This window comes from Variovorax davisae (genome assembly GCF_030316845.1).
In the GTDB taxonomy this organism is placed as follows: Bacteria; Pseudomonadota; Gammaproteobacteria; order Burkholderiales; family Burkholderiaceae_C; genus Variovorax; species Variovorax davisae.
Map to the genome: position 1 here is coordinate 130,012 of NZ_JASZYS010000003.1, position 14,049 is coordinate 144,060.

The 14,049-nt window shown below is 62.5% G+C and carries 10 protein-coding genes and 4 pseudogenes; 9 read left to right on the plus strand and 5 right to left on the minus strand.

Annotated elements, in window-relative coordinates:
* Positions 1-7 precede the first annotated feature (7 nt).
* The 5 genes from QTI33_RS07960 to QTI33_RS07980 all read left to right on the plus strand — a co-directional run bounded on the left by QTI33_RS07960 (position 8) and on the right by QTI33_RS07980 (position 5,436).
* A complete protein-coding gene (locus QTI33_RS07960) occupies positions 8-1,237 on the plus strand; it encodes a tetratricopeptide repeat protein (protein WP_286505256.1) in 1,230 nt (409 codons plus the stop codon).
* Positions 1,221-2,426, plus strand: coding sequence for a HupE/UreJ family protein (locus tag QTI33_RS07965; RefSeq protein WP_286505258.1), 1,206 nt, complete (start codon positions 1,221-1,223; stop codon positions 2,424-2,426). Before QTI33_RS07960 ends, QTI33_RS07965 begins: the two co-directional genes overlap by 17 nt.
* A gap of 1,076 nt (positions 2,427-3,502) precedes the next feature.
* Positions 3,503-3,919, plus strand: a complete 417-nt coding sequence (locus tag QTI33_RS07970; protein WP_286505259.1) for a fatty acid desaturase — start codon at positions 3,503-3,505, stop codon at positions 3,917-3,919.
* 327 nt (positions 3,920-4,246) lie between these two features.
* The gene (locus tag QTI33_RS07975; protein WP_286505260.1) at positions 4,247-4,723 is read left to right on the plus strand and encodes a DesA/ISL3 alpha bundle tail domain-containing protein; all 477 of its coding nucleotides are present in this window, start codon (positions 4,247-4,249) and stop codon (positions 4,721-4,723) included.
* Positions 4,724-4,950: 227 nt separating this feature from the next.
* Positions 4,951-5,436, plus strand: a complete 486-nt coding sequence (locus QTI33_RS07980; RefSeq protein ID WP_286505261.1) for a SixA phosphatase family protein — start codon at positions 4,951-4,953, stop codon at positions 5,434-5,436.
* A gap of 130 nt (positions 5,437-5,566) precedes the next feature.
* Here the strand turns inward: QTI33_RS07980 and QTI33_RS07985 are convergent.
* A pseudogene (locus tag QTI33_RS07985) lies at positions 5,567-5,770 on the minus strand (site-specific integrase); the annotation flags it as partial.
* A 72-nt stretch (positions 5,771-5,842) separates the two neighbouring features.
* Here QTI33_RS07985 and QTI33_RS07990 point away from each other — a divergent pair.
* The gene (locus QTI33_RS07990; protein ID WP_286505262.1) at positions 5,843-6,472 is read left to right on the plus strand and encodes a carbonic anhydrase; all 630 of its coding nucleotides are present in this window, start codon (positions 5,843-5,845) and stop codon (positions 6,470-6,472) included.
* A 58-nt stretch (positions 6,473-6,530) separates the two neighbouring features.
* Here QTI33_RS07990 and QTI33_RS07995 read toward each other — a convergent pair whose 3' ends face one another.
* A complete protein-coding gene (locus tag QTI33_RS07995) occupies positions 6,531-6,893 on the minus strand; it encodes a hypothetical protein (RefSeq protein WP_286505263.1) in 363 nt (120 codons plus the stop codon).
* 381 nt (positions 6,894-7,274) lie between these two features.
* Between QTI33_RS07995 and QTI33_RS35070 the strand changes: the two genes are divergently transcribed.
* A complete protein-coding gene (locus QTI33_RS35070; RefSeq protein WP_353506325.1) occupies positions 7,275-7,604 on the plus strand; it encodes a DUF6678 family protein in 330 nt (109 codons plus the stop codon).
* 165 nt (positions 7,605-7,769) lie between these two features.
* On the opposite strand, the pseudogene QTI33_RS08000 reads toward QTI33_RS35070, so the two are convergent.
* Both QTI33_RS08000 and QTI33_RS08005 read right to left on the minus strand, forming a co-directional pair.
* Positions 7,770-9,218: pseudogene (locus tag QTI33_RS08000) on the minus strand (IS1182 family transposase).
* A 190-nt stretch (positions 9,219-9,408) separates the two neighbouring features.
* Positions 9,409-10,305 carry a LysR family transcriptional regulator gene (locus tag QTI33_RS08005; RefSeq protein WP_286505264.1) on the minus strand — a complete coding sequence of 299 codons (897 nt, stop codon included), beginning with the start codon at positions 10,303-10,305 and terminating at the stop codon, positions 9,409-9,411.
* 92 nt (positions 10,306-10,397) lie between these two features.
* On the opposite strand from QTI33_RS08005, the pseudogene QTI33_RS08010 reads away from it, so the two are divergent.
* Positions 10,398-10,664: pseudogene (locus tag QTI33_RS08010) on the plus strand (oxidoreductase); the annotation flags it as partial.
* Positions 10,665-11,035: 371 nt separating this feature from the next.
* A pseudogene (locus QTI33_RS08015) lies at positions 11,036-11,269 on the plus strand (phage integrase N-terminal SAM-like domain-containing protein); the annotation flags it as partial.
* Positions 11,270-11,626: 357 nt separating this feature from the next.
* On the opposite strand, the gene QTI33_RS08020 reads toward QTI33_RS08015, so the two are convergent.
* Positions 11,627-13,855 (minus strand): ATP-binding protein, encoded by a 2,229-nt coding sequence (locus tag QTI33_RS08020; RefSeq protein ID WP_286505265.1) that lies wholly within the window; start codon positions 13,853-13,855, stop codon positions 11,627-11,629.
* Positions 13,856-14,049 lie beyond the last annotated feature (194 nt).

Below are 14,049 nucleotides of genomic sequence, written 5' to 3' on the forward strand. Positions count from 1 at the left end.
GCACGCCGTGATCGGGCACAACGCCGAATCCGCGCGGCACGGGGCACACTGGATGGTGCTGGCCTGCATCATGGCCTGCGCCGGGGCCGTCCAAGCGGCTCCGCGCGTCCCGGCCAACGACAGCGACATTGTCGAAACATTGCCGGCGGTCGCGGGATGGTCAAACCAGCAGCGCAGGCTGCGCCGGGAACTGGTGCAGCGCCCGCGCGACCAAGGCGTGGCGATAGAGGCCGCGCGAGCGTACCTGGAGCTCGCGCGAACCGAAGGCGATGCGCGCTATGCCGGCTACGCGATGGGTGCGCTGCAGGCGTGGAACGCCGCGGCCCCGGCCGAAACGCCGCCGGCGGTGCTGGTCATGCGGGCGACCGTGGCGCAGTTCCTGCACGACTTCGACGCTGCGGAAGCGATGCTCAAGGAAGCCTTGGCAAGACAGCCCGGCAACGCCCAGGCCTGGATCACGCTCGCCACCGTCCTGCGGGTGCGTGGTCGCTATGCCGAGTCGGATGACGCCTGCAAGAAGTTGGGTCGCGTCGGCCCGCCTCTGTACGGCGCCGCCTGCTTGGCGGAGAACGCCGGCTTGCGCGGCGACCACGCCGCCGCGAGAGAAGCGCTGCAAGGGCTGCTCGCCGATCCGGCGTTGCAGGGGCCGCGCCACCAAGGTACGCGCCAATGGCTGCTGACCACCGTGGCCGAGGTCGAGGAGCTTGCTGGGCGACCTGCCGCTGCCGAAACCGCCTACCGCCAGGCGCTGGAGGCAGATCGCTCGGGCTATCTGCTGTTGGCTTACAGCGATTTCCTGGTGAGCCAGGGCCGGCCCTCCCAGATTGCTTCGTTGCTCTCAAAAGAGCCGCGCAGCGACGCCGTCCTGCTGCGTCTGGCCATTGCCGCTGCGTCGACCAGAGCTGGAGCGAGGTCGCCGTCCGCGCAACAGGGTGAACTGGCTCGGCAAGAGGCTGACGAGCTGCGGTCCCGGTTCGCGGCGGCCGCACTGCGGCCAGGCACGGCGGCGCTCCACGCTCGCGAGGAAGCCAAGTTCGCTCTCGACGTGGAAGGCGACGCGCCGCGGGCGCTCGAACTTGCGCGCATCAATGTCAAGCTGCAGCGCGAACCTGTCGACCTCCTGCTGTTCGCACGAGCTGCAGCGGCAGCGCACGACGACGCGGCCCGCGCGGAAGTGAAGGACCTGATGCAACGCATCGGGCTGCGGGATGCGCGTATCGATGCCGTTCTATCCTGAACGAGCGTTCTCAGAGAGTGCCTTCGGGGCCCGCGTCGCCGCGTTTGCGAATGCGATGCTCTTCACCGCGCTGGTCTGTGCGCCTTCGCTGGCCCTGGCGCACAAGGCGAGCGATGCCTACCTACAGCTCCGCCTTGCCGGCGACACCCTGTCGGTGCGCTGGGACATCTCGCTGCGCGACCTCGATGCGGTGCTCGACCTGGACAGCAACGGCGATCGCAAGTTGAGTTGGGGCGAGGTCAAGAGCCGCATGGACGACATCCAGGCGTACGCGCAGGCCCGGCTGCAACTGCAACGCGGCCGCTGCAGCATGGTTCAAGCGCAGCCGCCCGCGATCGAAGACCGAATCGACGGTGCCTACTTGGTGCTTCAGTTGCAGGCGAACTGCGATCCGCGGCCGACGCTGGAGGTCGACTATCGGCTCTTCCGCGAAGTCGATCCTACCCATCGCGGCCTGCTTCGCATCGAGGCGGCAGCGGATTTGGAACCGGTGCTGCAGTCGCTCGATCCTGCCGGGGGCCCAGTGACAGTCGCTTGGCCCGGAGGCGGGGGCAGTGCCGGTCCCGCTGCAGCGCCGGCACGAAGCGCGACCTTCTTCCGGGACGGTGTGCATCACCTCGTCATTGGCTACGACCACGTGCTCTTCCTCATTTCATTGCTGCTGCCCGCCGTTCTGCGCCGCCGAGACGGCGGCTGGGAGCCCGTGACGAATTGGCGCGAGGCCGTCTGGCCAATGGTTGCCACGGTGACCATGTTCACCATCGCGCATTCAATCACGCTGGCGTTGGCCGGTCTCCAGCTCGTCACGCTCTCGCCGCGCATCATCGAGCCCGGCATCGCGCTGACCATCATGGTCGCAGCGCTCGACAACCTTCACCCGCTCCTTCGCGGCCGCCGCAAGCTGTTCACCTTCCTGTTCGGCTTGATCCACGGCTTTGGCTTCGCCGGCGTCCTGAGCGAGCTCGACCTCCCGGTCAGCGGCTTCGTCGTTGCCCTGCTGCAGTTCAACCTGGGTGTAGAAGCCGGCCAACTTCTGATAGTGACGGTGGCGCTGGTCGTGCTGTTCTCGCTGCGCGAGTGGAAGCGCTACCCGTCGGTGATCTTGCGAGGCGGCTCGATCCTCGCCGTCGTCATCGCCTCGATCTGGCTGGCCGAGCGTGTGACCGATGCCAAGTTGCTACCGATCTAGGACAGCCGCGGCGTAACGATCGCGCCGATCCTGAAAGGTTCGACATCCTGAGCGACCCCGGTCATGGTCCGCTGAAATTGCACTCAGATCAGATTCAGTGGCGTGAGTAATACGTTACCGGTTGCAAGGCTTGCGGAATTGCGAAGCGGCCTCGCTGCGCGCATAGCACCCCGCAAGGTCTCTCAAGCTTTTGAATCCGCCCGCAAGTCGTTGATCTGGTTCGGACCTACGCCCGATTCACCGGCTGACGCGGGAGCCACCATGTACGCTACCACGGTGGCGGGGCGGCACAACTTCCACACTTGCTCACACTCGCCTTGCTGCAATCGTTGGAGCTACGCCACTTGGCGCCCCAACGCGTCGGCGCGCCGTCGAGAATCAAGGCATGACTGAGGATACAGCGCTGAAGATCTTGCGAGACGCCCAGAACGAGGTGATCAAGACCGGCATGGCAGTGACAGTCGCTGGCTATAGCCTGAACGTCCTTGTGACCCCAAATCCGGGCGCTGGCCAAGGCGTAAGCTTCGTTGTTCGGGGCAGCGAGGTCTCCTGGACGGCTGCTGCTGCAGCCATCGCAGAGTCGGGCATCCACTTGGTCGCATAACGAACCGGTTGGCGCAAAGCACGACGCCTGCATGCTCTCCTCCGCCCACATCCCACCGCCTCGTCCGATGCGCTGAAAGCCGGGAGTTCGCTGGTTGGGTAACTTCACAGGCGGTTGGTCCGCATTGTCCTCGTTTGCCTTTGCAGTCAGCCTTGCGCCGGCCAGCTTTGCTATCGGGACTTGCTCGTCCTTTGAGGCCGCGCAGCTTCCCACGACTCCCCTCGTGGAATGGCTGCGACAGAACAAGGCGGCCGGTCTCTGGGGCCGATGGCGGCCGGCTTCGAGCGTGGCGGGCGTTCCGGGCCCACGGCGGCTCCGATGAGATTGCAGAACTGCGCATGCGGACCTACACAAATCGCCTGCCTAACCTTGCGCTAGAAACCGCTCGCGGAGTGTCCAGTCTCTTCACGTGTACCAAGCAAGGATGATTGTCGAATCGCGCTTGTCTCGCGACCAAGAAGTGTCGAATTCAATGCTGCTTCCTGACTCTGCTGTATTGAGCGCGGCCATCGACTGGCTCGGACACGGCTTGTGGGACCTCGCATGGTGGCAAGTCGTGCTGTATGCGCTCGTCACCACGCACATCACGATCGCGGCGGTCACGATCTTCCTGCACCGGACGCAAACGCACCGGGCCATGGATCTGGGCCCGATTCCCTCGCATTTCTTCTGCTTCTGGCTCTGGCTGGACACCGGCATGATGACCAAGGAATGGGTCGCCATCCACCGAAAGCACCACGCCAAGTGCGAAACCGTGGACGACCCGCACGCCCGCAGGTCAAGGGCATCGACGAAGTCATGTGGCGCGGCGCGGAGCTCTATCGCGCCGAATCGAAGAACGAGGAAGCGATGGAGCGCTACGGCCACGGCACGCCCGAAGACTGGCTAGAGCGCAACCTGTACGCGCGCTACAACTGGCAGGGCGTCGGCCTGATGCAGATCGTCAACGCTGCCCTTTTCGGCATGCTCGGCCTGACAGTCTGGGCTGCGCAGATGCTCTGGATTCCGTTCTGGGCCGCCGGCGTCGTCAACGGCATCGGTCACTACTGGGGCTATCGCAGCCTTGAGACTCAGGACGCCAGCCGCAACATAATTACCCTGGGGGCTCATCGTCGGCGGCGAAGAGCTGCACAACAACCACCACACCTACCCGACCTCGGCCAAGTTCTCGGTCAAGAAGTACGAGTTCGACATCGGCTGGGTCGACATCAGCCTGATGCAGAAGATCGGCTGGGCCAAGGTCAAGAAGCTGCCGCCCAAGATGCTGATCGGCGACGTGGTGCCGGTGGCCAACGAGAAGACCCTCGAGGCCTTGATCGCCAACCGCTACGAAGTGATGGCCGGCTATGCGCGCGAAATGCACCGTGCCACCCGCGAAGAGCTGGCCCAGCTCAAGGCCAAGGGCGCCGACCTGGCGGTGCTGAAAGCGCCCAAGACCTGGCTGCACCGCGGCGACGACAAGGTGCCGGCCGGCGCCCGCTCGAACCTGGTCCAGGCCCGTGCGGCCCACCCGGTGCTCGACAAGATGGTGACGATGCGCGAAGAGCTCCGCCCGTTGGGGCTCAACACCTCGCAATCGCGCGAGCAGTTGGCAGCCGAGCTCGCCGATTGGTGCAGCCGGGCTGAGGCCAGCAGCATCGCCGGCCTGCGCGAGTTCTCCATGCGCCTGCGGGCGGTGCGACCTCCCGACTGAGACAAAAAGCCCGGTTGTCACCCAGAAGGCCCATCCGCGCCTTCCATCCGCACCTCTTGCTTCTCAGAATCTCTGGGGTCACGGCGGGTTCGGTTGCGCTGTAGTTTGGCGCCTACGCGAGAACGGCCGTTGCTCGTCCGCTCGGCGATCGCCTATTCGGTGGGTGTGAAGAATCTCTTGGCCGCCAAGGACGCCGGTGTAGAGTTGAATCAACTCGAAAGGTGATCGTGAAAACCCTGTATCTAGTACGGCATGCCAAATCGAGTCGCGATGATCCATCCTTGCCCGACCGGGAACGACCGTTAAACGATCGCGGCCGCCAAGACGCACCTGCAATGGGCAAGCGCCTCAGCAAGCGCGGGGTGAAGCCCGATCTGCTCGTGTCCAGCCCGGCACTGCGCGCGCTGACGACGGCGCAACTAATCGCCAACGAGATCGGCTACCAACGCAAGGACATCATTGTCGATGAACGGCTCTATGCCAGCAGCCCTGACGACTTGCTCACCGTCATTTGCGCAATCGGCGACCAGGCAGTCCGCGTGGTGCTCTTCGGCCACAACCCCGAGTTCACTGACCTCGCGCACCGGCTGTCGAGCGAGGTCATCGACATGCCCACATGCGCCGTCGCCGAGTTCCTCTTCGATGCAAAGGTGTGGGCGGATGTCGGAAAGGTCGGCCCGGCGAAGGTCAAGCTGGACGCGCCGAAGAAGTAGTTCAACCTTCGAAGCCGCGACGTTAAGGCGTCATGGGCCGACGCGGACTGGGCGCCGATGGCGAACGGCCGGTCCTGGCGGCATTCTGCCGGAGACCACGCCGTCCAGCAGACCCGGGCGGCCGACCGCTTCAGGCGTCGGTCTGCTCCGCCAGCTCCAGCGCGCCCTCCACTTCGATACCCATGTACCGCACCGTGCTCTCAAGCTTCGCATTGCCGAGCAGCAACTGCAGCGCCCTCAATTTCTTCGTCCGACGCTAGATGAGCGAAGCCTTCGTTCGCCGAATCGAATGCGTCCCAAATGCGTCAATGTATAAGCCGATGTCCGACGCCCAAATGAGGGCACGCACCTCGTGTTTGAACGCCGCACCGCTCCTTGGTAAAATTCACCATCAGTTGGAGGCTCGATGCGTGACGTTGTAGATGGATTCCTGCGGTTCCAGCGAGAGGTGTTTCCCACTCGCAGGGAACTGTTCCAGAAGCTCGCAACCAAGCAGGAGCCGACGACGCTGTTCATTTCTTGCTCGGACAGTCGCATGGTCCCGGAGCTAGTGACGCAGCGCGAGCCCGGCGATTTGTTCGTCATCCGCAACGCCGGCAACATCGTTCCCTCCTTCGGTCCGGAACCTGGGGGCGTGTCGGCAACGGTGGAATACGCGGTTGCCGCCTTGAAGGTCACCGACATTGTCATATGCGGCCACTCTGACTGCGGTGCGATGACTGCCGTTGCCACCTGCGCGTGTCTGGAGCACATGCCGGCGGTGAAGAACTGGCTTCGCTATGCGGACGCGGCCCGCATGATTAACGAGTCGAAGCACCACAACAGCGACCGAGCGCGCATCGACAGCATGGTGCGTGAGAACGTCATCGCTCAGTTGAACAACCTGCGCACCCATCCTTCCGTGGCGCTCGCGCTGGCGCAAGGAAAGCTAACGATACACGGATGGGTGTACGACATCGAGTCCGGCTCCATCGTGGCCCTGGCCCCCTCCGGCAATTCCTTCGTGCCGCTCGAGGACCACCCAGCGGCGCTCTAAGTCGAGAGCCCTTCGCCAACGACGGCTGTTGGCCGGACTCTGACCTAGCCGGATCTATTTAGCGGCCGGGCCCGAACAACTCGAGGGCAACCTCGATGGGGTCGCGCTCGCCTTCTTTTTCGTAAAGCTCGGCCGCGACCTCCAGCACGCTCTCGTCATCGACGAGTCCTTCGGTCAGGCGCACCCATTCCTTATGAAACAGGTGAAGCCAGGCCTCGCGCGAGGTCAGCGTGACGCCGTGGCGAACGATCGGCGGATGGGGTTCCCACATGCCGCCAGCATAACTTACGAAGCGAACTTTAAGCACTATGAGAATCCGCTTCAAGGCGCGAACACATGGATGCAAAAACGACGAACAGATTTCTGCACATGAACGCACACGTCGATTTTCAGCAATGTGATCGTCAACAATCAGGTCCACGTCCTTGACTTAAAAGCAAGAATGGATGGCCGAGGTATCAGTTTTGTGCCAAGTTTCTTGTCACGAAAGTGTTCGCCAAATGTCGCTCGCGCACATTTTGTTCGCGAGTTCGGTTTTGGGAAGAAATCTCGCTATCGCGATAAGAAGAGTTATCTCAATAGCACGATCTGCAGAGAGGGTTTCGGTGGTTCTTAGCCGAGCCACGTACGTCAGCCGCTGCGTCTGGCCGACAGGCTACAGTCGGCCAGAAGCCGACCTTCAGGGGCGCGGCAGAATCCGGAAGTTGGACCTGGAGGAACCGTGACCGTTGAGGACGAATTGGGATGGGGCCCTAAGACGATGCCTCGGCCGAGTGAGGCGGATATGAAGCGCCTGGCAGGTATGGTTAAGCGCGGTGAACTGCACCCAGTGCTCAATCACACGAAGTGGGCGGAGCTTCGGACCGAGATGCTCGCAGCGCCTGCCGAGCAGCATCCCCAGTTCCGTGCTCGGAGCGTATTCGCGCCCCCTGACTTCTGCACCGCCTGGGACGGCGAGTTTTACCATCACGTCCATCCCGTTGCGGACTTGGAATGGATGGAGCTTCAAGCTGCGTCTTCGACCTGGCTACGCGACACCCTACTGCGTCACGGCATCCCGTTCTCGTTAGAAGCAGGGGTCGTGCGGGTCTGGGGCTACACGCGGCCCGGCCCCCAACCGGAATGGCAGTAGGCGGCCGAGGTTGTGTGCAAACGGCTTTGATTGCGAGTATGCCGAACATGCGGCCGTGTGGGCGCCATCGTCGCCACGGATTCATCCAATGGTCTCATAGCGAAAACGCAGGCCTGTTTCAGGTTCGCGTTCGCTTTATGAGTCGCAAAGGCCATATGAAGGCGCTCACGCCCCCATCAATCTCATCGCCTTCATCGTTCTGGCAATACCCAGGATCGCGATCACCCGCTTCAGGTTGTATGCCAGCACGTGCAGACTCATCTCTGTGTTCACGTGCTCCAGTTTCTTCGTCAAGAAGTGCGTCCAGCCCATCCAGTGCTTGAGTGTCCCGAACACGTGCTCCACGGTGCACCTTCGCAGCGTCATCGCGATGGGCCTGCGGTCCAAGCGTTGCTGGACGCGCTCGAGAACCTCTTCGTGCTCCCATCGACGGATACGTCGATACGCGCTCGTCGTGCACTGGTCTCTGATCGGGCACTTGGGGCAAGCGCTGGTCCAGTAGACGCGAAGCTCGTTGCCGTTCTTCTCTAGCGTGTTGAACCTGTAGATGGCGCGCTGCCCCGCGGGGCACTGATACTCGTCGTTCTCCGCGATATAGATGAAGTCGCTCTTGTCGAAGCGCCCCTCGGCCTTGGCCATTGGAGGTCATCGGCTTGGGCACGTAAGTCGTGATGCCCACGTCCTCGCAGGCCTTGAGCTCCGTACCGTTGAAGCACCCGCGATCGGCAAGTGCCTGCAACTTGGTCTTGCCCATCGCCTCGCGCGCAGCCATTGCCATTTGCCGAGCTGCGAGCGATCGTTGCCGTCGTTGGTGACCTCATGCGCCACGATCAGGTGGTGTCTGGCATCGACGGCAGCCTGGACGTTGTAGCCCACCAGGCCGGAGCCCTTGGCCTGCGAGTTCATCGAGCGCGCATCGGGATCGGTGGTCGAGCGCTGGCCGTCGGGCTCGTCCTTCAGCTGCTCCTTGGTCCGGTCCAGTTCCCGCATTTGCTCGCGCAGCTTCTTGATCTTGTCCGTCAATCGCTCGGTCTTGGCCTCGACCTCCGCAGGCTGCGTTCGGTCGGCCGTCTCCAGGGCGTCGAGGTAGCGCTGGATGCTCTGCTCGATCTGCCGCTGACGCGCGTCGATCTTGCCGGTGGTGAAGTTGCGGTCGCGACTATTGACAGCCTTGAACTTGCTGCCATCGATGGCCACGATGGCGTGCGTGAACAGCTTGAGTTCTCGGCACATGCCAATGAAGCGCTTGCAGACGTTGCGGATGCCGGGGCCGTTGTCGTGGCGGAAGTCGGCGATGGTCTTGAAGTTCGGCGCCAGGCGGCCGGTGAGCCACATCACCTCGACGTTGCGCTGGGCCTCGCGCTCCAGGCGGCGGCTGGACTGGATGCGGTTCAGGTAGCCGTAGATGTAGAGCTTGAGCAGCACTGCCGGGTGGTACGAGGGGCGGCCCGTCGCCGCTGGCTCGACGCCTTCGAAGCCCAATGCCTGCAGGTCCAATTCCTCGACGAAGACATCGACGACTCGCACCGGGTTGTCCTCACCTATATAGTCGTCAAGGCATTCGGGCAGCAGCGTCACCTGCTGGCGATCTTCGCCTTCGATGAATCTCTTCATGGGCCACCACCTCGTTCAGACGGGTTGGCTCAATATAGGCGACCATCAAGGGAGTTTCCACACAGCCTTGGCCAGAAGCAGTTTCGCCACGCCGAGTCGAACGACTGCTTCAAGACCGTTGTTAACCGTCGCACTCTCCGAGCACGAAGTCCGATCCTTTCGACAAAGCGGTCATCCTCGAAAATCGCTCTCACATCGCTGATCGCCCGACAAACTCGATCAGAGCCTTCAGCTTCGTTGGCTGGTCATGTCGGCTCGGGTAGTACAAATAGAAGCCGGGAAAGGTCGGCGAAAACTTGGTCAAGACGCGCGTCAGGCGCTTGGCCTTCACGAGGGGCGCCACTAACGCTTCGAAGGTGTAGGCCAATCCAACGCCTTCCAGTGCAGCATCTACGCCGAACAGCGTGTCCGAAATGGTCAAGCTGCCCTGCAACTCGTACTCGACGGGACGGCCCTCGATCTCGAACTCCCATTTGTAGACCGCGCCCGAACCCGCACCCCGAAAACGCACGCAGTTGTGGCGTACCAGATCGTTCGGATGGCGCGGCGCCGGCACCCGCTTCAGGTAGTCGGGCGAGCCGACCACGGCCATCGTCACCGGCCCGCCAAGCGGCACGGCCACCATGTCCTGCTGAACGCTTTCACCCAGACGGATGCCGGCATCGAATCCGCGTTCGACGATGTCGACGAAGCCTTCGTCGTTCGTCAGTTCGATGTGCACTTGCGGGTTCTCCTGGAAGAAGCCGGCCAGCCGATGCTGCAAAACCATCGCGACCGACACCCTGGCCGCGTTGAGCCGCAGCGTGCCGGCGGGCCGGCCCTGCATCACGTTCAACTCTTCTCCAGCTTCGACCACCTGGCCCAGCGCCGGGCCCACCCGCGCCAAGTAAGCCTCGCCTGCCTCGGTGAGGCTCACACTGCGGGTCGATCTGTTCAGCAAGCGGACGCCCAGCCGCGTCTCCAGGCTCCGGATGGCTTGGCTCAGCGCAGAGGGCGAAACCTCCAGTTCCGCGGCCGCGGAGCTGAACCCCTTGTGTTCGGCGACCTTCCAGAACGCGATCAATCCGTCGAGCTGTTTGAGCTTCATCTTGAAGATTATCTTCAAACGGCATCCGGCATTAGGGGATTTTTCTTTTGGATGGCGACTTTTACAGTCCACTGCACCACAAAGGAATTTCGATGTCCGGCCTCTTCGACAGCTTCACCCTGAAGCAAATCACCCTCCGCAATCGCATCGCTGCATCACCGATGTGCCAGTACCAGGCCAAGGATGGCCTGATTACCGACTGGCACCTTCCGCACTACGCGGCGTTGGGACGCGGCGGCGTGAGCCTGGTGGTGGTCGAGGCCACTGCTGTGTCGCCGGAAGGCCGCATTACGCCCGGCGACCTGGGTCTGTGGAGCGATGCGCACACCGAAGGCGCTGCAGCCATCGCCAACGCCGTGTTCCATGCAACGGGCAGACGGATTCGGAGTCTGCCGATCACGCTTGAGAAGGTTAATTCGAGGAGGGCTTGAAGGCTTTGAGCAGGTCGAGAGTAGTTCGCCTGCTGTTTCAACGCGTTTGAACCGACGCCGCTCTTGAGCTTGACGACTGCTCCCGGCCATCAAGCACACCCTCACGCCAGCTGCATGAACGACTGCAATCGCTCGAACCGGACGATCGCAATAGTTTGGCGAACGACGGCAAAGGGCCCATGGACTAAACCGCTCGCGCGGTAGCCCGCCGCCGAGGCTGCGGCGAATGGCAAACATTGCGCCCCTGTCTATGTTGAGGAGCGAGGCGATTGGCCTCGTTCTTCGACAGGAGCACGATCATGACCCCTTCGACACCAGCGGTTTCTCCGCTGCGTCAGCGCATGCTCGACGACATGCGCATGCGCAAGCTCGGACCCGAGACCCAGGCGGCCTATGTCCGCGCGGTTCGGTACCTCGCCGGCTTTCTGCAACGCTCCCCCGACACGGCCACCGCAGAGGATCTGCGGCGCTTCCAGTTGCACATGGTCGATCGAGGCGTCTCGCCATACGCACGCGACGCACGCATTGCAGGGACGTGAGGGTCAAGCCCCTGCGCCTCTTCTGGTGGTCAAAAACAATCTCGGCCATTCGTCGATCGCGACAACTTCGGCCTATCTCAATACCGATGAGAAAGAACGGCTCAAGGCCATGTCAGGGTTTTGGGGCATTAGCTGAAAGCCGAGTTGCTGTCGACCTCAGCCGTTGAGCATTAAGGAGCGTAACGGCTGGACAACAGGACAACAAGCTACACGCTGAATCCGTCTGGGAAGATCGCGACCGCCACCAGTGCATTTGGTCGATTGGTCGGGTACCTCGGCAGCCTGATATACGACGGCAGTCAAGACGGGATCACCGCGCGCTTTACGGTGCGCTCGCAATTCGTCGATTGCTTAGGAACGTCCTTGCACTTCTTCCGTGTTCGCAGTCGTGTCGGGCGGATGAACCTTTTCAACCGCCCGCTGCAAAGCCTCCAGCAATGCTTCCACACCATAGGGCTTGCGAAGCATCGACACATTCAACGTCGTCTCCTGGGCGCTGTACCCGGTGGCAACGACAGCGGGAAGCGTCGGCCGATGAATGCCGCACCAGCCCACGAGATCGAGCCCCGTCATTTTTCCGGTCATTACCACGTCCGTGAAAAGGACGTCAAACACCTCCTCGCTCGTGAGCGCAGTGACTGCGTCCTCGGCGGAACGACACAGCGTCACACGGTGTCCGGCGCTCTCCAAAGCGACGACGACCACGGAGGACACCAGCATGTCGTCCTCAGCCATAAGGATCTTCAGGGGCCGAGCATGTCGCAGCTTGACCGTTGGCGCCTCCTGCACCGGCACTGCCCCTTCAAACGCAGGCAGGTAAAGGCTCACGCGCGTTCCCGCGTTGACGCGGCTTTCGATTCGAGCGTCCCCGTCGGACTGCCGTGCGAAGCCAAGCACCTGCGCGAGGCCAAGCCCGCTGCCCGCCCCGATGGGTTTGGTGGTGAAGTACGGCTCGAACGCGTTGGCAGCGGTGTCAGCGTCCATTCCCGGGCCGTCATCCGACACCTCGACGGCGACAAATCGACCTGAAGCCAGCTCTTGCGTTTCCGCTGCCGGAGCGAGGCGGCCGACGATAAGTACGTTGCCGCCGTCCGGCATCGCGTCGCGCGCGTTGAAAACCAGGTTGAGTATCGCCAATTCGAGTTGTGTCGGATCGACGAACACTGCAGGCAAGCCAGGTTCCATGGAAGCCGACAACACAATGCGCTCCCCGACGGCTTTGCTTGTAAGCTCCTGGCTCTTCAGTATCAAATCGCTGATGTCGACCGGTTGCGGCGCTAGCCGCTGTGCCCTACCGAAGGTCAGAAGTTGGCGAACGAGGTCAGCTGCTTTTGCCGTGGCCCGCATCGCGCTTTGCAACACCCGCTGCTGGGATCCTTCCGAAACGGTCCGGCTGAGCACCTGATGGCCGGTGCTGATGGTCTGCAACAGGTTGTTGAAATCATGGGCGATGCCGCCGGTCAGCCGCCCGATCGCCTCGTGCTTGCGGACGTTCAGCAGTGTGGCATGGGCTTCTCGCGCCTCTTCGACCGCGTCTGCCACACGCGCTTCCAGCGTGCGTTTGGCGTCCTGCGAACGCAAGCCAGCCTCATGCAGAGCCGCACTCACGTCGTCAGCCTCCGACACGCCTGTCGTCAGTTTCGGCGGCACTTCATCCTTGCCGAGTTGCGCCGCAGCATCTCTGAGCGCCACCATCGGATCGCTGATGCTCCGCGCCGCGTACAGAGCCAACGCCAATCCCAGCAACAGCAGTGTTCCCGATGCGGCCACTGCCTGGACCGTGATCCTCCAAGCTGCTTGATTGAGAGCGGCCATGGGGAACGCGAAGACCACGCTCCACCCATATCGGTTTCCCCGGGTCAAGTACGTCAGCGAACGGACACCGTCGAGCGTCGTCGATTCCGCGAATCCCACATCCCCTGCCTGAGCTCTCCGCCTCAGGTCTCCAGTAGCGGATTTGCCCACCCATTCCTCGGGTTTCCGGCTTCGGGCGATCACTCTGTGGTCTTGATCGATGACTGCCGCAACACTGTCCGATGGAATTTTTTGGTGATTGACGATCTCTTGGATGACGGACAGCTCAAAGGAGACGCCGATGTTGTATCTGGGAGGAGCGCTGTTCGTCTCCGGAGCAAACACGCCCAACACCGGTTTCTTGAGGACAGGGCCAGAGGGGCTGAAATACGCTGCAGGCTCACTTGTTTCGAATGGCGCTCCGGCAGGGCGCGGAATAGGCTCGGTCTGGTCCCACGGCACCAGGGTGTTGGCCAGCTGCGCCCCTGCGTCGACCAGGAATGCCCAGTTCCCGCTGGCTCGGGTGGCTGCCGTGGCCTCTTCATGGAATCTTCGCAAATCGCCGTCCCGGACGGCGTCGGTGGCTGCGAGGGTCGTTGCCATGACCGCGCGCCTATCAAGCTCGCGCTCAATAAGGGTGTTGAGGCCATTGGCAAGCTGTTCCACTTCGTCCCGCGCAGCCGCCGCTTCACGTTGGTAGGTGGTGAAAGCGAGAAGCGCAAACGCAGCTACCGAGGGCAGCCAGACTGCGAACACCAACAGTAATAGGCGGTTGCGGATGCTCACAGGTGACCAAATTGCATGGTTGACCCTACCACTTTTTCATCGTCTCGCTGCGTAGCGAGGTGCCAGGCACGTCACCGCCTCGGGTTGCATCGGCGGGATACACCGACTTCCGCCTGAGCGTGATGCGCGCATGCCAGGGCGGCCCTCCGCTTCAAAGGTGGTTGTTTCACGTGGTGCCCGGTAGGGGCGAGATC